Annotated in this window: 13 protein-coding genes; 9 read left to right on the forward strand and 4 right to left on the reverse strand. The window is 45.0% G+C overall.

Annotated elements, in window-relative coordinates; all coding sequences use genetic code 11:
* Positions 1–52: 52 nt before the first annotated feature.
* The 9 genes from mfd (at position 53) to RE317_RS16930 (ending at position 12707) form a co-directional block, all read left to right on the forward strand.
* Positions 53–3418, forward strand: coding sequence for a transcription-repair coupling factor (mfd, locus tag RE317_RS16890; protein WP_005848633.1), 3366 nt, complete (start codon positions 53–55; stop codon positions 3416–3418).
* A 264-nt stretch (positions 3419–3682) separates the two neighbouring features.
* Positions 3683–4369, forward strand: a complete 687-nt coding sequence (locus RE317_RS16895) for a TonB family protein (RefSeq protein ID WP_005848631.1) — start codon at positions 3683–3685, stop codon at positions 4367–4369.
* 191 nt (positions 4370–4560) lie between these two features.
* The gene (locus RE317_RS16900) at positions 4561–5322 is read left to right on the forward strand and encodes an amidohydrolase (protein WP_008671034.1); all 762 of its coding nucleotides are present in this window, start codon (positions 4561–4563) and stop codon (positions 5320–5322) included.
* A gap of 23 nt (positions 5323–5345) precedes the next feature.
* On the forward strand, positions 5346–6962 hold the full coding sequence (locus tag RE317_RS16905; protein ID WP_008671037.1) for a thiamine pyrophosphate-dependent enzyme: 1617 nt from the start codon (positions 5346–5348) through the stop codon (positions 6960–6962).
* The gene (locus RE317_RS16910) at positions 6959–7540 is read left to right on the forward strand and encodes an indolepyruvate oxidoreductase subunit beta (RefSeq protein WP_005846114.1); all 582 of its coding nucleotides are present in this window, start codon (positions 6959–6961) and stop codon (positions 7538–7540) included. Before RE317_RS16905 ends, RE317_RS16910 begins: the two co-directional genes overlap by 4 nt.
* Before the next feature lie 4 nt (positions 7541–7544).
* Positions 7545–8852, forward strand: a complete 1308-nt coding sequence (locus RE317_RS16915) for a pyridoxal phosphate-dependent aminotransferase (protein WP_005848625.1) — start codon at positions 7545–7547, stop codon at positions 8850–8852.
* Positions 8853–8958: 106 nt separating this feature from the next.
* Positions 8959–10260: a phenylacetate--CoA ligase family protein gene (locus tag RE317_RS16920; RefSeq protein WP_005846118.1), complete on the forward strand. Its 1302-nt coding sequence runs from the start codon at positions 8959–8961 to the stop codon at positions 10258–10260.
* Positions 10261–10273: 13 nt separating this feature from the next.
* Positions 10274–10690, forward strand: coding sequence for an ACT domain-containing protein (locus RE317_RS16925; RefSeq protein WP_005846121.1), 417 nt, complete (start codon positions 10274–10276; stop codon positions 10688–10690).
* 241 nt (positions 10691–10931) lie between these two features.
* Positions 10932–12707, forward strand: coding sequence for an SWIM zinc finger domain-containing protein (locus RE317_RS16930; RefSeq protein ID WP_008781941.1), 1776 nt, complete (start codon positions 10932–10934; stop codon positions 12705–12707).
* A gap of 69 nt (positions 12708–12776) precedes the next feature.
* On the opposite strand, the gene RE317_RS16935 is transcribed toward RE317_RS16930, so the two are convergent.
* The 4 genes from RE317_RS16935 to RE317_RS16950 all read right to left on the reverse strand — a co-directional run bounded on the left by RE317_RS16935 (position 12777) and on the right by RE317_RS16950 (position 20458).
* Positions 12777–14981, reverse strand: a complete 2205-nt coding sequence (locus tag RE317_RS16935; RefSeq protein ID WP_005846125.1) for a sodium-translocating pyrophosphatase — start codon at positions 14979–14981, stop codon at positions 12777–12779.
* Positions 14982–15238: 257 nt separating this feature from the next.
* Positions 15239–17128 (reverse strand): YgiQ family radical SAM protein, encoded by a 1890-nt coding sequence (locus RE317_RS16940; protein WP_303266257.1) that lies wholly within the window; start codon positions 17126–17128, stop codon positions 15239–15241.
* Positions 17129–17179: 51 nt separating this feature from the next.
* Positions 17180–17497, reverse strand: a complete 318-nt coding sequence (locus RE317_RS16945; RefSeq protein ID WP_005846128.1) for a hypothetical protein — start codon at positions 17495–17497, stop codon at positions 17180–17182.
* Positions 17498–17587: 90 nt separating this feature from the next.
* A complete protein-coding gene (locus RE317_RS16950; protein WP_008671044.1) occupies positions 17588–20458 on the reverse strand; it encodes a xanthan lyase in 2871 nt (956 codons plus the stop codon).
* Positions 20459–20487 lie beyond the last annotated feature (29 nt).

The raw sequence follows: 20487 nt of genomic DNA on the forward strand, positions 1-20487 counted from the left end.
GGAGGAAGTAATCAGATATTTCTTTAATTTTGTCCCCATCTTAAAAAAAGATATGGATATTTCGGAATTGCAACGTATTTATGCCGGTCATCCTAACACTAAGGGACTGGCTGCGTTATTGGAAGATTCCTCAGTGAGGACTATTTTCCTGGGGGGATTACATGCTTCTGCGGCAGCTTTATTTGTTTCCTCCTTTCTTAGAGAGAATAAACAGACATTTGTATTTGTACTGGGTGACTTGGAGGAAGCGGGTTACTTTTATCATGACCTGACACAGGTGAACGGTGATGAGCATATTTTGTTCTTTCCATCCTCGTATCGTCGGGCTGTTAAATATGGGCAGAAAGATGCAGCCAATGAGATCTTGCGTACGGAAGTGCTGAGCCGTTTACAGAAAGGCGATCCGCTATGTGTGGTGACTTATCCCGAAGCGTTGGCGGAGAAAGTGGTATCACAAGAAGTACTGATGGACAAGACGTTAAAACTTGGTGTGGGTGAGCATGTGGACACAGAGTTTATCACGGAAGTGCTGGCCGGTTACGGATTCGAGCATGTGGATTATGTTTATGAACCGGGGCAATATGCTGTACGCGGTAGTATTATTGACGTCTTCTCTTTTGCTTCCGAGTATCCTTACCGTATTGACTTTTTTGGTGACGAGGTAGACAGCATCCGTACTTTTGAAGTGGAAAACCAGCTTTCGAAAGAGAAGAAACAGAGTATTGCCATCGTGCCCGAGCTGACGAATGCCGCCGACAAGAGCGGGGTGTCTTTCTTTGAATTCATTCCTCGGGAAACAGTTCTGGCAATGAAAGACTTTCTTTGGGTACGTGAAAGAATACAGGTAGTACGGGAGGAGGCACTCTCTCCTCAGGCGCTTGCCGCATACGAGGGAGAGAAGACGGAACTGATGAATTTGGAACTGAAGCTGATAGACGGGGCGGAATTTACAGTACGGGCTTTGGATTTCAAACGGATTGAATTTGGTAACAAACCTACAGGAACTCCACAGGCAACGTTGGCTTTCGATACGACGGTCCAGCCTATTTTTCATAAGAATTTTGATTTGGTAAGCACTTCATTCACTGATTATCAGAAACGAGGTTACACCTTATATATATGTACCGATAGTGAGAAGCAGGCAAAGCGTCTGAAAGATATCTTTGAGGAGCGTGGTGATCATATCACGTTCATTCCGGTCAACAAGACTTTACATGAGGGCTTTACAGATAATGTATTGAAAAGCTGCTTTTTTACAGACCATCAGATTTTTGACCGTTTCCATAAATACAATCTTCGTAGTGACAAGGCGCGTAGCGGTAAGGTGGCATTGACCTTAAAAGAGTTGAGCCAGTTTGAGCCGGGTGACTTTGTGGTACATATAGATCATGGTGTAGGCCGTTTTGGCGGATTGGTACGCATTCCGAATGGAAATACTACCCAGGAAGTGATTAAACTTATTTATCAGAATGAGGATGTGGTATTTGTTTCCATTCATTCCCTGCATAAAATATCCAAGTATAAAGGGAAGGAGGGAGAAACTCCCCGCCTGAACAAATTGGGGACCGGTGCGTGGGAAAAAATGAAAGAGCGTACCAAGAGCAAAATCAAAGATATAGCCCGTGACCTGATCAGACTGTATTCGCAACGTAAACAGGAAAAAGGATTCTCGTATAGTCCCGACAGTTTTATGCAACATGAATTAGAGGCGAGCTTTATTTATGAGGATACCCCCGACCAGTTGAAGGCGACTCAGGATGCCAAAGCCGATATGGAGAGCGACCGTCCTATGGACCGTCTGGTGTGTGGTGATGTGGGGTTCGGAAAGACTGAAGTGGCTATTCGTGCTGCTTTCAAGGCTGTGGCTGATAACAAACAGGTGGCTGTGCTGGTTCCCACTACGGTGCTGGCCTATCAGCACTTTCAGACTTTCAGCGAACGGTTGAAAGATTTTCCATGTAAGGTGGATTATTTGAGCCGTGCCCGCAGTGCGAAAGATGTTTCCAGAATAGTGAAGGAACTGGCGGATGGAAAAATAAATATTTTGGTCGGTACACATAAAATCATCGGTAAAAGTGTTAAGTTCAAAGATTTAGGATTGCTGATCATTGATGAGGAACAGAAGTTCGGAGTTAGTGTGAAAGAGAAGTTGCGTCAGATGAAAGTGAATGTGGATACACTTACTATGACCGCTACCCCCATCCCCCGTACTTTGCAGTTCTCGTTAATGGGCGCCCGTGATCTTTCTGTCATTCAGACTCCGCCTCCCAACCGTTATCCCATTCAGACAGAGGTGCATACCTTTAATGAAGATATCATAACGGAAGCGATCAATTTTGAAATGAGCCGTAACGGACAGGTGTTCTTTGTCAATAACCGCATACAGAATCTGGTAGAATTGGAAGCCATGATCAAGCGGAATATACCCGATTGCCGTGTCTGCATAGGTCATGGACAGATGGAGCCCGAAAAGCTGGAGAAGATTATTTTCGACTTTGTGAACTATGATTATGATGTGCTGCTGGCAACCACCATTATCGAGAGTGGCATTGATATACCGAATGCCAATACGATTATCATCAACCAGGCGCAGAATTTTGGATTGAGTGATTTGCACCAGATGCGTGGACGTGTGGGAAGAAGCAATAAAAAAGCATTCTGTTATTTGTTGGCGCCTCCATTGACTTCACTGACTCCCGAGGCAAAGCGCCGTCTTCAAGCCATTGAGAATTTCAGTGATTTGGGCAGCGGTATCCATATAGCCATGCAGGATTTGGATATCCGTGGAGCAGGAAATATGCTGGGGGCGGAGCAGAGTGGCTTCATTGCCGATTTGGGTTATGAAACTTATCAGAAGATACTGGCCGAAGCGGTGAAAGAGTTGAAAGAGGATGAGTTTGCCGATCTTTATGCAGAGGAGTTGCAGGCAGCGGGAGAAGAGAAAATCAGTGGCGAGAACTTTGTGGATGAATGTCAGGTGGAAAGTGATTTGGAATTGCTTTTCCCCAATGAGTATATCCCCAGCAGCAGCGAACGTATGTTGCTTTATCGTGAACTGGACGGATTGGAATTGGATAAGGACCTGCTCGCTTTCAAGGCACGGTTGGAGGACCGTTTCGGAAAGGTTCCTCCCGAAGGGTTGGAACTTCTGCGTATCGTACCTTTGCGCAGATTGGCTAAACGGTTGGGGGTGGAAAAAGTATTCTTGAAAGCCGGACGAATGACTTTGTTCTTTATCAGTAATCAGGAAAGTCCTTATTATCAAAGTGCGGCTTTTGGCAAGGTGATTGATTACATGAGCAAGAATCCGCGTTACTGCAATTTGCGTGAGCAGAACGGCAAGCGTAGTATGGTAGTCAAGAATGTGGAAACGGTAGAGACTGCGGTAGGTATTCTGCAGGAGATGGTGAGTTTGTGATAAAAGATGTCTGTATTGGCGGAAACCGACATTGCCGTAGAGTAAGCAGGATATGTTAACGTAAAATTGAATATTAACTAAATAAACAGCTGATTTTTAATTAATTGTTTAACGGAATTGAATTTGGGGTGTTTTATATTAAAAAATAATATAAGACACTTCTTTTTCTTTTAACTTATCTATATTTTTACTATCTTACTTCCAGTTTAAAAGCGGACACTGAGATTTTTACTCACATATTGTCTAATTTAAAAAACACTTGTTATGGAAGTGAAAAAAGCACGAAGAGCCGACCTTGAAAAGGGTAAGTCCCGTTGGCTGTTCATGGGTCTCATTGTGACGCTGTCGTTTATGTTTGTTTCGTTCGAATGGACTGAACGTAATGTAACTTACGCGATCAGTGATTTAGTCAGTGACCCGGATTTCTTTGAAGAATTAGTTCCTGTAACCTATAATCAGGATAAACCTCTGCCGCCACCGCCTCCACCGGCTGCCGTCAACCCGGAAGAGCTCAATATAGTGGATAATAACTCGACGGAAACAGAAACCGATATTGCAGCTTCAGACCCTACGGATGCTCCGGTAATTATACCGACCCCTATTGAAGTACCCGAAGAAGTAGTGGATGAAAATGTGGAATTTGTGGTGGTGGAAGAGATGCCGGTATTTCGTAACGGTAATGCTGATTTGATGAGGTATCTGAGTGAAAACATCAAATATCCTACCGTCAGTGCCGAGCAGGGAGTTCAAGGAAGGGTAGTGGTGCAGTTCGTTGTGGGTGTTCATGGAGAGATCCTGAATCCGGTAGTGGTGAAGAGTGTGGATCCGTATCTGGATAAGGAAGCAATCCGCGTGATCAGTTCCATGCCAAAATGGAAGCCCGGCAAGCAAAGAGGAAAAGCAGTGAGGGTGAAATACACTGTTCCTGTAGTCTTCAGACTGCAAAGTTAAGATTTAATTAGTATGGATGGAGGAAGCGTAATCTCAGAAGAGGACGCTTCCTCTTTTTTTATCGAGGAATAAATAGGGGATATTTATGAAAACATGTAAGAAAAAAGGGAGTGAAAGGAAATAGTTAGTAATAAAATGCTTGCTATCTTATTATATTTGTTACCTTTGTGGGTCTTATAATATGAAAAACAATGAAAATAACAATTCTACAGAGAAATATAGAATGGGCCAATCCACAGGCCAATATAGCAAGGGCGGACGAAGCGATAAGCTGTCTGCCGGATGCTGATCTGTTTGTTTTACCCGAAATGTTTTCCACCGGTTTTTGTACGCAACCCGAAGGAATTGCGGAGAGCGCCGACAGTGAAACCCTGCACTGGATGAAGCGTAAGGCAGCCGAGCGGAATTGTGCTATTGCAGGCAGTGTAGCTGTATGTGAGAATGGAAACTATTATAATCGTTTTTACTTTGTCCATCCGGACGGAGCCGTGCAGCATTATGATAAGAAACATTTGTTCACCTTTGGGGGCGAACACAAGCGTTTCACTGCCGGCACAGAGCGTGTGGTGGTGAACTTCCGTGGGGTACGTATTCTTTTGGAGGTATGTTATGACCTCCGTTTCCCTGTTTGGTCACGCAACCTGGGGGATTACGACATGATACTTTATGTGGCAAGCTGGCCCACTCCCCGTGTGGATGCCTGGAGCGCTCTGCTTCGGGCGCGGGCTATTGAGAACCAGTGCTATGTGGCCGGAGTGAACCGCATGGGAACTGATCCTACCTGTGAATATTCGGGTGGCAGCGCCATCATCGATCCCTACGGAAAAACGATAGCCGAATGTCCGTGGAGCAGGGAAAGTGCGGTATCGGCTGATATAGATATGGAGGCATTGCAGGCTTTCAGGAAGAAATTCCCGGTATTGGATGATGCAGACCCCTTTACATTGATATGAAACAATTAACAAAATAATAGATAATGGCTGAAAAGAAATTATTGTTGGGCGATGAGGCAATTGCCCTCGGAGCGATACATGCCGGCATATCGGGTGTATATGCCTATCCGGGTACACCGTCCACTGAAATCACAGAGTTTATCCAGAATAATCCTTTGGCAAAGGAAAGAAAATTGCACAGCACTTGGTGTACCAATGAAAAAACGGCCATGGAGGCTGCATTGGGTATGTCATACGCAGGAAAACGTGCTTTGGTATGTATGAAACATGTAGGCATGAACGTGGCTGCCGATGCGTTTGTCAATTCTGCCATAACCGGCGTGAACGGTGGTCTGGTGGTGCTGGCTGCCGATGATCCTTCCATGCACTCGTCACAGAATGAGCAGGATTCACGTTTTTATGGAAAATTTGCTATGATTCCCATGCTGGAACCGTCTTCCCAACAAGAAGCATACGATATGATGGATTACGCATATACACTCTCGGAAAAACTGAAGTTGCCGGTGCTGATGCGTGTGGTTACCCGTCTGGCACATTCGCGTGCCGGTGTGGAAGTAGCCGATATCCGTGAGGAAAATCAGTTGAATCCTGATCATGAACGTGCCCACTGGGTATTGCTGCCGGGTAATGCGCGTAAACAATATCTGGATCTAGTGAAAAAGCAGGAGAAGCTGGAAGAAGCTTCCTCCAAATCTCCTTATAATTATCTGGAAGGGTTGAATCCCGAATATGATTATGAATTCGGAGTGATAGCCTGTGGTATCGGTTATAATTATGTGAAGGAGGCGGATACGGACAGTTGCCATATTCCGGTATTGAAAGTTTCGCAGTATCCGTTGCCGGCTGAAGAAATCAGGACGATGGCAGACCGCTGCGGATATGTTCTGGTAGTGGAAGATGGCCAGCCGTTTGTGGAAGAGCAGGTAAAAGCGATACTTTCCTCGGACTATGAGGTAAAGGGACGCCTGACGGAAACTTTGCCGCGTACCGGTGAATTGACTCCGGATAATGTGGGCGAGGCGATCGGATGGGGAATCAAACGTCCGTTTGGTAAGTCTCAGGTGGTGATGCCGCGTCCGCCTGCATTGTGTCAGGGATGTGGTCATCGGGATGTGTATGATGCATTGAACAAGGTGGCTGCGGAATATCCGGATGCACGCATTTTCGGTGATATCGGTTGCTATACGTTAGGTGCGTTGCCCCCGTTCCGTGCTATCGACAGTTGTGTGGATATGGGTGCTTCCATAACCATGGCCAAAGGTGCTTCCGATGCGGGGGTATTTCCGGCCATTGCTGTTATCGGTGACTCTACCTTCACTCATTCCGGTATGACCGGTCTGCTGGATGCGGTGAATGACCGTGCCAATATCACGGTGGTGATTTCGGATAACCTGACTACCGCCATGACCGGTGGACAGGATTCTGCCGGTACGAACAAATTCGAGGCGATCTGCCTGGGATTAGGGGTAGAACCCGAACATGTGCGTGTGGTGGTTCCATTACCGAAGAATATGGAAGAAATCACCCGTACCATTCGTGAGGAAATAGAATATAAAGGGGTGTCTGTCATTATTCCGCGCAGAGAGTGTATCCAGACATTGAATCGTAAACTAAGACAGAAAAAAGCAGATAAGGCATGAGAAAAGATATCATACTTTCGGGCGTAGGAGGACAGGGTATCCTGACTATCGCTACTATTATAGGAGAAGCTGCTACGGCAGAAGGCATCAATTTGAAGCAGGCCGAGGTACACGGTATGAGCCAGCGCGGAGGAGATGTGCAGTCCAATCTGCGTCTATCCGACGAAACGATTTATTCGGATCTGATTGCTCAGGGTGAGGCGGATCTGATTATTTCCATGGAACCGATGGAGGCGTTGCGTTATCTGCCTTACTTGCAGGAAGAAGGTTGGGTGATTACTTCCGCTAATCCTTTCAAGAACATTCCTGATTATCCTGAAGAAGTGGATCTGATGAGGGCTTTGGAGAGCCTTCCGCATGTGGTGAAGTTGGAAATAGAGGATATGGCAAAAGAAAACAGTATGCCTAAATGCGCGAATGTGATTCTGCTGGGCATGGCTGCGAAGTATATTGAAATCGTATCACCGGAACAGTTGCGCGAAAGCATAGGGCGTGTGTTTGCCGCAAAAGGTGAGAAGATTGTTGAAATGAATCAGAAGGCTTTTGATATAGGCTTGAATGCGGTAAAGAACTGGTAGTGCCATGAAGATATTTAGTGAAGAATTAGTGGAGAAGGCGGTGAAGGAACTGCACATCGCCAATCTTGCACAGGCTACTATCGGTGATGTGCTGTTGGTAGCCCAGTATCTGGAAAAGGAAACGGGGATTCCTTTTATCCGCATGGATCAGGGATCTCCCGGTCTTGCCGCTAATCAGATAGGGATTGAAGCGGAGAAAGCTGCTTTGGACAGAGGAGTCGGATCGCAATATCCGGCTGCCGCAGGAGTGCCCGAGTTGAAAAAGGAGGCTTCCCGTTTTGTAAAAGCTTTCTTGAATCTGGATATCTCTCCGCGCGCTTGTGTGCCTACCACCGGGTCGGTGGCGGGTTCATTCGGCTCGTTCATAGCCTGTACGCAGCGTATTCCGGGGAAAGACAAGGTATTGTTCATTGATCCCGGATTTCCTATTCAGAAATCCCAGCTTCGCATTATCGGCGTGGAGTGGGAAGAGTTTGATATCTATCATTATCGGGGACAGTTCTTGCGTGAGAAATTGGAAAGTTTCCTGAGTAAAGGCGATATAGCAGCGATTATCTATTCTAATCCGAATAATCCGGCATGGATTTGTCTGGAAGAGGAGGAACTGCAGATAATCGGTGAACTGGCAACCCGGTATGATGTGATTGTCATGGAAGATCTGGCTTATTTCTGCATGGACTTCCGTCGGGATATGGGGCATCCTTTCGAACCGCCTTATCCGCCCACTGTGGCAAGATATACGGATAATTATATCCTGATGCTTTCTTCTTCCAAGATATTCAGTTATGCCGGACAGCGTATGGCATTGGCATGTATCAGCGACAAACTGTTCGACCGCCAGTTCCCTGCCTTGGCAGAACGGTATAAAGATGCAGGGGTGTTCGGTCCTACGCTGATTGCTTCCATTCTTTATATGATTACTTCGGGATGTACGGCTTCCACTCAGTATGCATACGCTGAAATGCTTCGTCTGTCCACCGAAGGTAAAATCAATTTTGTGGAAGATACCCGCGAATATGCCCGTCGTGCGGAACGCATGAAGAAAATATTTACCGACAATGGTTTCCATATCGTATATGATTATGATGCTACCCAGGTGGTGGGAGATGGTTTCTTCTTTACCATAGGTTACGGAAATATGACAGGGGGTGAATTGCTCCGGGAGTTATTATATTATGGGGTAAGTAGCATCTCGCTTTCTACTACCGGTAGCGAGCAGGAAGGTGTCCGCGCCTGTACGTCACGGATGCGCGATGAACTTTATCCGGTGATGGAGGAACGTATGAGAGCCTTTCACGAAGACCATAAGTAGTGGTAAATGGTTAGTGATTAGTGGTTAATGCCTGGCGGAGGGTTCGCCACTAACCATTAATCACTCACTATTAACCACTAACCATTAATCATTAATCACTAATGCTATGATTTGGAATAAAAATAAAGAGTGCATGAGTCGGGACGAGATGAGTGCTCTGCAGGGAAAACGTCTGAACAAGTTGGTGAACCTGGTTTATCATAATGTTCCTTTTTATCGTAACAAGATGCAGGAGATGGATTTGTCTCCGGATGATATCCAGACTATCGAAGATATCGTAAAACTTCCTTTTACTACCAAGCAGGATTTACGTGATAATTATCCATACGGTCTTCAGGCTGCTCCTGCTTCGGAAATTGTACGTGTACACGCTTCTTCGGGGACAACTGGGAATCCTACCATTGTGGGATATACGCGTCGTGACTTGTCTGTATGGTCCGAAGTGATGTCACGTTGTCTTTCAGCATACGGGGTTACCCGTAATGATACCTTTTCTGTCAGTTATGGTTATGGCTTGTTTACAGGCGGGTTGGGCGCACATTATGGGGTGGAGAATCTGGGGGCGACTGTTATCCCGGCTTCTACAGGAAATACGGAAAAGCATGTCCGTCTGATTCGCGACTTGGGTATAACGGGGATTGCCTGTACTCCTTCATACGCTCTTTATCTGGCAGAAGTGGTGGAACGTATGGGATTGACCAAGAATGATATCAATCTCCGTATCGGAGCTTTCGGAGCCGAGCCATGGACGGAAAGTATGCGTAAGGAGATAGAAGAGCGGCTGGGATTGAAAGGGTATAATATTTATGGATTAAGTGAGATTATGGGACCTGGTGTTTCCTACGAATGTCAGGAGCAACATGGATCACATATCAATGAGGATCATTTTTATCCTGAAATCATTAATCCTGAAACGCTGGAACGTCTTCCGGATGGAGAAGTGGGAGAATTGGTGTTTACTACCTTGACAAAGGAGGGGATGCCGTTATTGCGTTATCGTACGAAGGACTTGACTTCCCTGATGGAGGGTGAATGTCCGTGTGGAAGAACCAATATCCGTATGTCGGGTATTGTAGGCCGTAGTGACGATATGCTTATTATCCGTGGCATCAATGTTTTCCCATCTCAGGTGGAAAGTGTTATTTTGGATATGCCTCAGTTTGAACCTCAGTATATGCTGGTGGTGGATAGGAAGAATAACCTCGACTCTTTGCAGGTACAAGTGGAAGTCCGCAAAGACTTCTTCTCGGATGATATGGGAAGTATGCTTGCCATGAAGAAAGCGTTGAGCGACAAACTGAAAAGTGTCCTTTCCATCAGTGCCGAAGTGAAGCTGATGGAACCTAATAGCATTGCCCGTAGTGAAGGTAAGAGTAAACGTGTGATAGACAATCGGATTTTAAAATAAAAAAGTATGCGATATGACAATCAAGCAATTATCTGTTTTTCTGGAAAACAAAACCGGAAGAATAAATGACGTAACCAAGACATTGGCAAAGTATGATATCAATATGCATGCGTTCAGCATGGCGGAATCTACTGATTTCGGTATACTTCGCCTGATTGTTTCGGATGTGGAAAAAGCGGTGGAAGTACTTCGTGCCGAGAATTTTGCCGTGATGCTGACCGATGTGGTATGTATCAGTTGCCCGAATGTGGCAGGTTCTTTGGCTAAAGTTTTGGACTATCTGGCAGCAGAGAATATCTTTATTGAATATATGTATGCTTTTGCTCAGGGAGATACGGCACATGTGGTTATCCGTCCGTCTAATGTGGAGAGATGTGTGGAGATATTGAACAAATTCAATTGTAATGTTTTGACTAAGAACAGTCTGTAATGAATTTGACTTTGTGGGTATGAATGCATCACAAGTCTTTTTACCACAGGTTACTTGGGTTCACACGGATGTTTAAGCTGAAAACTTTAAGATTGAACCTGTGCGAATCCGGGTAATCTGTGGCTGTTTTGATGGAACAGTCTATCAATAACAAAACCTGTTTGTTGGAGAATGCAGAATGTTATGAGCGTTCTTTGACAATGGGACACTCGAACCGATAAAAAATACCGAAGTATTGTACATGATTACATTGGATAATTTTGAGGACTTTGTTCCCTATAAAATATGGATGCGTGGGGAAGAGTATTATGAAACAGACGCTGTTTCCGAATTGGAAGAAATCTCACCCGGTGAATGGACTGCGACTGTAGAAGGAACAGACGATTATAATGTGGAGATATCTATGGATGGAAACGAGATAGAATCCTGGTACTGTGATTGTCCGTATGAGGGAGAAATCTGCAAACATGTCGTAGCGACATTGTTGGCAATTCGCGACAATAGAAAAAAGGCGGGTAATAGTATTTTCTCGAAGATGAAAATCAAAGCGGAGGAAGCCCCTGTTTTAGAGGAAATAAAAGAAGTGGGTAAGCAGCCTTGTCCGTCTTTGGTAGACATACAGCAACTGTTGTCTTTCATTGATCCGCAGGAACTCTCGAAATTTATCTGTGAGTATGCTTCAACGAATCTGGAATTTAAAACGGCACTTTCAAATCATTTCATAGCTAAGGAGCTATCTTTGTCATCAAAGGGAAAAGATTACAGAATTGAAATTCAAAAAGTTTTTAAAGGATCTGGTTACCATAAAAGGTCTCGTTATCACAATCGTTATGATAATTACGACCGTGACTGGAAAACTATTTTCAATCAGATGGACACTTTTTTGGAGAAAGCGGATTTCTTTTTGAATTTGGAAGCTATGGATAATTCTATTGCCATAGCTCTTCAAGTACTTCGTTCCATCGGTGAAAACTATGATGATGAACTTTTGTATGATGGTATTTCTTCTTCTGACTATTGTGAACAGGCAGGAGATTTGCTCCTGAAAGTGATTGAACATCCTAAAACCACTCAGGCACAAAAGATGGAGATACTTCAGGGCTTGCGTGAGATTGCTGAAATATCTATTTTTCGTGAATATGATCTTTATGATGTAGACGAATTGATGATGCAGATCAATCTTTCGGTTCAACCGGCAGAAAAAGCGTTGGAATTGATTGATGAACTTCTTGAAGTAAGAAAGGGAACCTGTGGTATCTATCAGTTAGTCCTTCGTAAGGTCAATCTGTTGTTAGAACAGAATGAAGAACAAAAGGCGGATGATACGATTCGTCAATATCTTTATCTGACTGAAATACGAAGAATGGAGGTTGATAAATTGATTGCCCGTTGCCAATATGATGAAGCCATTTGTTTGCTGAATGACGGAATAGAAATAGCGGAAAGAGAAATGCATTCTGGCACTGTGGGTGAATGGCTGAAAATGAAATTGGATATTTATGAAATAACCCATAGGGTTTCTGAGGTAATTGATACATGTCGTCTGTTGTTTGTGGTGGGTAGTGATAAATTGATATATTACAGCAAACTTAAAACTCTGGTACCGAAAGAACAATGGAAAAGTTTTCTGGATAGGATGATGAAAGAAGCCGAGTTAAGTGACTATTTTTCTTTTGGCGGAAATGATAAGGCTGAAATTTATGTGAAAGAAAAGGATAATGACAGCTTGTTCTCTTTGCTGTCGTCAGTCCGGTACAATCAGTTGGAAACATTGATGAAATATGCCCATTATTTGAAGGACACTCATTCTGAGAAATTGATTGCTATATATACTTCTTTATTGAATGATTATGCTGAACGGAATCTGGGACGGGAGCATTATGAATTTATAGCACGGGTATTATCCTGCATACGTAAACTAAACGGTGGACAGGCTGTTGTGAAAAGCTTGGTGGCAGAGTTCCGGATAAAATACAAACGTCGTCCGGCAATGATGGAAGTGTTGGGGACGTTTTAAAAATAGTTTATCAGAATCTTTTTTAAAATTAGAAAGCCGCCTCCTCCGAAGCGGCTTTCCGTTTTTCTATCAGAACAAACTCCAAGCAACTGTCAGTCCGGCCATTACAATGGCGACCATACTCATCAGTTTAATCAGAATGTTCAAACTGGGTCCGGATGTATCTTTAAACGGATCACCTACTGTGTCACCGGTAACCGTTGCTTTGTGTACTTCGCTTCCTTTACCTCCGAAATTACCTTCTTCTATAAATTTTTTCGCATTATCCCATGCGCCTCCCGCATTGGCCATAAAAATGGCAAGAACGAAGCCCGAGGACAAACCACCTATCAGCAGACCGATAACACCGGGAACACCAAAAATCAGTCCGGTAGCGATAGGGGCAATGATAGCCAGTAGAGAGGGGAATACCATTTCACGTTGTGCTCCTTTGGTGGATATTTGTACGCAACGGGCATAGTCGGGTTCTGCCTCTCCTGTCAGAATCCCTTTTATTTCACGGAACTGGCGACGCACCTCCTCTACCATGTGAGCGGCTGCTCGGCCTACGGCGTTCATGGTCAGACCGCAGAACAGGAATGCCATCATACTGCCCAAAAACATGCCGCTTAGCACTTTGGGGTTCATCAGGGTTACATCGTAATAAAGCATGTAGTCAGTGAAACTGGCGTTATGAACATCTACGGTAATGCCGTTTGGTAATTCCAGAATGGTTTGCCCCAACCGGGTTAATCCGATACGGATTTCTTCTACATAGGATGCCAGCAGGGCCAGTCCGGTCAGAGCTGCGGAGCCGATGGCAAAACCTTTGCCTGTAGCGGCAGTCGTGTTACCTAACGAGTCGAGGGCGTCAGTACGTTTGCGTACTTCTTTGCCCAGTCCGCTCATTTCAGCGTTGCCGCCGGCATTGTCTGCAATCGGTCCGTAAGCATCGGTAGCCAAGGTGATTCCTAATGTCGAAAGCATACCTACGGCAGCGATACCGATGCCATACAATCCCATGGAAATATTGGCAAAATCAAATCCTGAAGCGAGCCAGTAGGACAAGATGATACCGGTTACTACTGCCAGTACAGGGATGGTGGTGGAAACCATACCTAGTCCGATACCGGAAATGATAACGGTGGCCGGACCGGTCTTTCCACTTTCGGCCAACCGTTGTGTGGGTTTATACGATTGAGAAGTATAATATTCGGTGGAACGGCCGATAACGATACCTACTATTAATCCCACTACCACAGCAAAGGAAATGTTTACCCAATTTTCCAAACCTAATGCCCAAAGGATAAGGAAAGTGGCAACGACAATCAGTACCGAACTTAAATTGGTTCCTGTGGCCAATGATCCGAGTAATTCCTTCATTCCTGCATTTTCTTTAGTACGGACGGCAAAAATACCGATGATAGAGAGAACGATACCCACTGCCGCAATCAGCATAGGTGCGATAACCGCTTTAAACTGCATCACGGTATCATCCGAGCCAATAAAAGCGGCAGCACCTAAAGCGGCGGTAGCCAGAATAGAGCCGCAATAGGATTCGTACAGGTCGGCGCCCATTCCGGCTACGTCACCTACATTGTCTCCCACATTATCGGCAATGGTTGCGGGATTGCGGGGGTCATCTTCCGGAATACCGGCTTCCACTTTACCTACCAGGTCGGCACCTACATCGGCTGCCTTGGTATAGATTCCACCTCCTACACGGGCGAAAAGTGCTTGTGTGCTGGCTCCCATACCAAAGGTAAGCATGGTGGTTGTGATGACACATAATTTAGCAGAAGGGTTCAAGGCGTCTGTGGGAATGCAATAGTCCAATAATATGTACCAGAAAGAAATATCGAGTAGTCCCAAGCCGACAACGACCAACCCCATAACAGCTCCGCTACGGAAAGCTACACGCAGTCCTTTGTTCAGGGAGTGCTGGGCGGCATTGGCGGTACGTGCAGAAGCGTATGTAGCCGTTTTCATTCCTAAAAAGCCGGACAGTCCGGAGAAGAAACCGCCGGTAAGAAAAGCAATGGGCACCCACGGATTTTGTAAGTTGAAGCCGTATGCCATGATAGAAAACAGAATAACTAATCCCAGAAATACCAGCCCTACCACCTTGTATTGTTGTTTCAGATAGGACATGGCGCCCTGGCGCACATAAGAAGCGATTTTCTCCATCGTCGGAGTTCCTTCGCTTTCAAGCATCATTTGTTTGTAGAAATACCATGCAAGTACCAATGCCAAGAGGGAGGCAATGGGCACAATCCAGAATAGATACGTTTCCATACGCAGTATTGATTTAAAAGTTGGTTTTGCCCAAAGATAGCAAAAAATAAATGATATTCAATAGGATAGGTCGTATTTTTATCAATTAATATTTGCGGTGCTTTTCTAATTAAGTTTAGGGGGGGAATAAATATCTGTAACTTGGAACACATGTACCTGTTCCTGTGTTTCGTCAAAACACGATGAAAGGTAAACAAGACGTTAAAAAACAGTTTCACCACAGATCAAATCTGTATAATCTGTGGTGAATTTAAAACTCAGGCTTTGTATTTACCATACAGCTTATCTATCAGATCAGCGCGTCCTATTTTGCGCAATTCATTGATGATAGCACGTCGTTCTTCGGGTTTATACCAGAAAAAGAACATCCGTTGAGCCAGTTTTTCTTTTGGTGTTTTAGCGGAAAATACCGGTTGCAACGTATATGGATGATAACCTGTGTACCAGGTTTCAGTGGCTACAGTCATCGGAGTAGGAGTAAAGTCCTGTACTTGTTCCAGATGGAAATCCAATTTCTTGGTGATCACTGCCAGTTCTGCCATATCTTCTTCCGTACATCCGGGATGGCTGCTTATAAAATAAGGTATAATCTGCTGCCGCATATTCAACTCCTTATTTATTTTGTCGAAAGTCTTTTTGAAGTCATAAAATTGTGAAAACGAAGGTTTCCTCATGATTTGCAGCACTTGGTCGCTGGTATGTTCCGGAGCCACTTTCAAGCGCCCGCTGACATGATGGGCTATCAGTTCGCGGGTATATTCAGCCGTACTGCGGTTTACTGTCGGATCTTTGCTTTGATATTGTAACAGGTCATAGCGTACACCGCTTCCGATAAAGCTTTTCTTGATACCGGGAAGTGCGTCTACCGAATGATAAATATCCAATAAGGGGCGATGGTCCGTGTTCAAATTGGGACATACTTTAGGATGGATACATGACGGCCGTTTGCATCGCCGGCAAATTTTCTCATCTTTACCACGCATGGCATACATGTTGGCGCTAGGTCCTCCCAAGTCACTCAGATAGCCTTTGAAATCAGGCATTTCAGTTATGGCTCTCACTTCTCTTAAGATACTCTCTTTACTTCGGCTTACAATAAATTTCCCTTGATGGGCGGAAATGGTACAAAAGGCGCATCCGCCAAAACAACCACGGTGCAGATTGACCGAGAATTTAATCATGTCGAATGCGGGAATGCGTTTTCCTTTATATTTAGGATGAGGCATACGCGTATAGGGCAAATCAAAAGAATGATCCAGTTCGCCTTGGCTCATTGGAGGATAAGGCGGATTGACTACTACTGTTTCATTGCCTGTATCTTGCAAGATGCGGGAGGCTTCGTATTTGTTGCTTTCCTCTTCAATGAAGCGGAAGTTCTCGGCTTGTTTCTTTTTATCTTTCAGGCATGCTTCATGAGAGTGTAGGATGATATCTGGCTTTTCGTTCACACACTCAATTGCAGAGTGCTCGGACGGAACTGATCCTTTCTTACGGATAAGGTAAGCCGTTTGTGGTATATCGTGGGGAATATCCTTTTGTAAGGGTAGATGGGCTCCGTCCTGACTGTCTTTGCTTTCTTTCATTCTCTTGCAAAGTTCCGTAATCGGTTTCTCGCCCATTCCATAGATCAATAAATCGGCTCCGGAATCTATCAGAATTGATTTACGCAGGCAGTCCTGCCAGTAGTCATAATGGGTGACACGGCGCAAAGATGCCTCTATACCTCCCAGAATGACAGGTACGTCGGGATAGATTTTCTTTAAAATCTGTGTATAAACGATGCTGGGATATTCGGGACGCATGTCGTGGCGGCCGTCGGGAGTATAAGCATCCTCGCTGCGCAAACGCTTGTTGGCAGTGTATTTGTTTACCATGCTGTCCATACATCCGGCGGACACACCGAAAAAGAGGCGTGGACGTCCCAGCTTCTTAAAATCGCGCAGGTCATCACGCCAGTTGGGTTGAGGCACAATGGCCACTTTCAAACCTTGCGCCTCTAATAATCTTCCAATTACTGCCGGACCAAATGAAGGATGATCTACGTAGGCGTCACCGCTGAACAAGATTACGTCCAGTTCATTCCATCCGCGCATCTCTACTTCTTTCTTGGTTGTCGGCAACCAGTCTGTAAGTTTGTATTCTTTCAATGATAAATACTGTTTTTTTTGTTTTGCTACAGAGAACACAGAGATTGTTTATTATATCTCTTCTTCATCTTTATTTTTCTCTTTCTCCCATTGGATATAAAGCAGAATGAGTTGATGAAGTCCGAAAGCTTTCATGTTATTATGATAAATTACATCGATACAAAGGTCGAGCAGCTCTTTATTGTTTCCTTCCTCGCTGGTTATCAGTGAACGGATATTCAACTTCAGTTTCTCCAGCACCGACTCGTCCACGATACCGTTGCTGTCTATCAGATGCTGGAATAAAGCATATTTCTCAATAGTTTGCAGGTTCTCTTCTGAGATTTCCATGCTGCGTGTGCCGGAGGCATTAGTCTGTATAGTGTACATAGTCGTTTTATTTTAATGGTTTATACGGACAAAGTTAGGCGTTTTTATGAAATAACCTCTTATTTGCCCTTTTATTTTCGTTTAAAAATATCACTTGCTGCCAAAGAAGCCCAGGATGGCACTCATTATCCGTGCTCTTTCCTTCACTCCCTGAATGCTTTCAAAGGGGAAACCCAGGACAAAAGTCCGATATTTGCCTTTATAGGCGACACCGGCACTGTAACTGCCCGGATTATATACAAAAGCGGAGTAAGCAGGGGCTATCGGGGTCAGACAGTCGGGAGCGGGTACGGCGTATGTTTGCTCGTTGATAGTGCGGGGAATACTGAAACGGGTGTTGGCTCCATATATTTCTCCCGAAGTGGAATTTATCATGCTGCCTCCGAAACTATATTTTAATATGTTTTCGGTGAAGTTCAGTGCTGTGGGACTGTTCATGTTGCTTCCTATATACGAGCCGCTGAGCATCAGGTTGCCGCCTCCTTGACAATAGGTTGTGAGCAACTGTTGCAATGTGTGGGAGAAAGGACGCCTGTCGGCTCCGAATATCAGGTCTGTAATGGGGTAATCTGCCAGCCGGACAAAACCATTTTCAACGGCTTCATCACTACACGATACAAAAGAGTATCCTCCGGCTGCCTGGATGGCTTTTCCATGAATGAACGGATAATCGAAAGTATTTCCGGCTATCAACATTCCTTCCAGTTCGCTGCCGCTATATCCCAGCCCGTCTTTAGTCTCCCGTCCTATGCGGCTGCGGTCGAAGCTTTGTTGCGTTCCGCAGAAGGCGGGTGTATTTATATAAGGTATTCCCGGATCCGTATTCAAGTCAAAGCCTTGCAAGAAAGGAGATTCTACGGTAGCAGGTCTGCTTAAACGGTCGAATCCGTTGACTATCAAGATTGTTCCTTTACTTTTCTTTGCCTGATAGGCTGACAGGATTTCGGAAGGAAAACTTTCTCCGCCCTTGTTGACTGCGGTTACTTTGAAACTATATACCAGTCCCGGTTCGGCTTCGAAGGTATATTCAGTACCGCGTACTAACGTTCCATTGTCAAATCCACCGTGTCCCAGACGGGTATAGACTATGTATTGTTGAGCTTTGGCAGTCGGTTCCAACGGGTCGTCTACCGCTTGCCAAGTTAGTTGGAAGGTGTTTTTCCTACTTCCGGAGTGAATGGCAAAGTTATTTACCGGTAAAGGTTGGACTACGTAATCCGTCCCATGCATGGTACTCAGGTATTTTAGTATGGATTTGTAAACAGAACGTCCTACGGTAAACTTGAAACGCGGATCGTGCCCCAATTTCAAATCGGCGAAGTTCTGGTGGGAGAGGAGTTCCAGAATCATCGAGGGAACGGCAGGCAGACGGGTTTCGCTGTAATTGCGGTTCCACAGGCTGCGGCGTTGCCACCGGATACCGAATTGGGCGGAGATATCCTGTTGCAGACCGGTCAGTACCATGTCCGCCAAGTCGCGGGAAGCATAACGGGAGATACCGGCGTTCAGTTCACCATTATTATAATCGGTGGTATAGATACCCAGCGTGCCTATTAAATCATTTTCTTTGGAAAAACCTGCATCGCTGTGCACTCCCAAGGTCATTTCAAAAGGAACGCCCAATCCCTTCTCCTTTGGATTGTACACAGAATTTCCGCTGAGATAGTTTATTATCCGGCTGCGGGCGTTTATATCATCGGTATAGTCATTCTTACCTTCGCTGGGACTGTAAACCGAATAAGGAAAACCTGACCATTGTGCGGCATAGCGTGCCCCTTCCAGATAACGGGGCAGGCCGCTGGTTTTTCCACCGCGCGATATGTTTCCCATTCCTCCGCCAAAACGAACGGCATCGGCGCATACCACTCCTTTTTGTCTGCTCTCATTACTTAGTACCACCATACCGTAATCGTTGGTTCCTTTGTCGAATTCAAAAGTGCCCAGATAAACCCAGGTTCCTCCCCCTATTTGTTGGTTGACCAGAAATTCGGTGACACCCCCTTTATGGAAAACCAGATATTTAGCGTCACTCACACTTCCGGGTAAAGTCTGATAAGTCACATAGACGGCATATTTTCCTGTTTCGGGAATATGGGGAATCCATTGTGCAAAGGCTTTTTCCGGTTTTTTCTCGGTGGAGGCAAAGCGGGCTGTACCTTCTTCAAAAGGATTTTGTCCGTCCCGGTAAACCAATCGTTTTTGAGCGAATGCCGGGGTGGGGGCGGTTTTCCATTTACCTTTCCGGCTTTTTATCTCCTGATAGATGCAACCTTGGGGATGGGTATCATTATCCACAATCACCTCATTGCGTTGCCAGTCACGTTCACGAGGGGTATAAACTATGGCTCCCGCATTTTCCAGCATGGGTATAATATAAGGTATGACGAATGATTGGGTGAACAAGTCTTCTGTGGTACAGAACAGGCGGGGACGTTGCCATTCCCAACATCCCTTGTCCTTTTTATAATATTTTCCGTGGCTTTGCCAAAGGGCGATGTGTCTGCCTTCCAGTCCTTTGCCGGCAGTAAAGGGGCGGGAAATATTTTTTACCCATGGTTCACCTTTATAATCTGTCCGTTGCCATAAGCGGCTTTTGTCCTGTTTCTTCCTCAGATAGTTGGGAATCAGGTCTTCGATTGATTTGCCATCGGCATAGATGGTTATATCGTAATAATTTACAGGACCGGGTAGGCTTTGTCTAAGTAACCGGTAGATAGCTTCTGTCTTTTCGGGTGTAAACGGTTGGTAGCCGAAGCTGGGGCTGGCATATACATTCAGTCTTTTTTTGTCATGATTTACTTCATAACGGTCTAATTTACACTTACCTATGTTGGCATAAGATGTTTCGTACCGGGTGAAAAAGTCTTTTAGACGTTGTTCCACATTACCATCTAACCCTTGTGCCAAAGTGTGTGATATTCCTGCCATTACCAGCAGGAAGGACAAAAATATCTTTTTCATGTTGTTTTCTTCTTTATTTATGGTTGCGA

This window comes from Phocaeicola sp. GP0067 (assembly GCF_031119655.1).
Classification (GTDB): Bacteria; Bacteroidota; Bacteroidia; order Bacteroidales; family Bacteroidaceae; genus Phocaeicola; species Phocaeicola vulgatus.

Excerpts from the sequence above, each read along its gene's own strand:
- mfd (WP_005848633.1), top strand. The coding sequence starts at position 53 with ATGGATATTTCGGAATTGCAACGTATTTATGCCGGTCATCCTAACACT.
- RE317_RS16895 (WP_005848631.1), top strand. The coding sequence starts at position 3,683 with ATGGAAGTGAAAAAAGCACGAAGAGCCGACCTTGAAAAGGGTAAGTCC.
- RE317_RS16900 (WP_008671034.1), top strand. The coding sequence starts at position 4,561 with ATGAAAATAACAATTCTACAGAGAAATATAGAATGGGCCAATCCACAG.
- RE317_RS16905 (WP_008671037.1), top strand. The coding sequence starts at position 5,346 with ATGGCTGAAAAGAAATTATTGTTGGGCGATGAGGCAATTGCCCTCGGA.
- RE317_RS16910 (WP_005846114.1), top strand. The coding sequence starts at position 6,959 with ATGAGAAAAGATATCATACTTTCGGGCGTAGGAGGACAGGGTATCCTG.
- RE317_RS16915 (WP_005848625.1), top strand. The coding sequence starts at position 7,545 with ATGAAGATATTTAGTGAAGAATTAGTGGAGAAGGCGGTGAAGGAACTG.
- RE317_RS16920 (WP_005846118.1), top strand. The coding sequence starts at position 8,959 with ATGATTTGGAATAAAAATAAAGAGTGCATGAGTCGGGACGAGATGAGT.
- RE317_RS16925 (WP_005846121.1), top strand. The coding sequence starts at position 10,274 with ATGACAATCAAGCAATTATCTGTTTTTCTGGAAAACAAAACCGGAAGA.
- RE317_RS16930 (WP_008781941.1), top strand. The coding sequence starts at position 10,932 with ATGATTACATTGGATAATTTTGAGGACTTTGTTCCCTATAAAATATGG.
- RE317_RS16935 (WP_005846125.1), bottom strand. The coding sequence starts at position 14,981 with ATGGAAACGTATCTATTCTGGATTGTGCCCATTGCCTCCCTCTTGGCA.
- RE317_RS16945 (WP_005846128.1), bottom strand. The coding sequence starts at position 17,497 with ATGTACACTATACAGACTAATGCCTCCGGCACACGCAGCATGGAAATC.
- RE317_RS16950 (WP_008671044.1), bottom strand. The coding sequence starts at position 20,458 with ATGAAAAAGATATTTTTGTCCTTCCTGCTGGTAATGGCAGGAATATCA.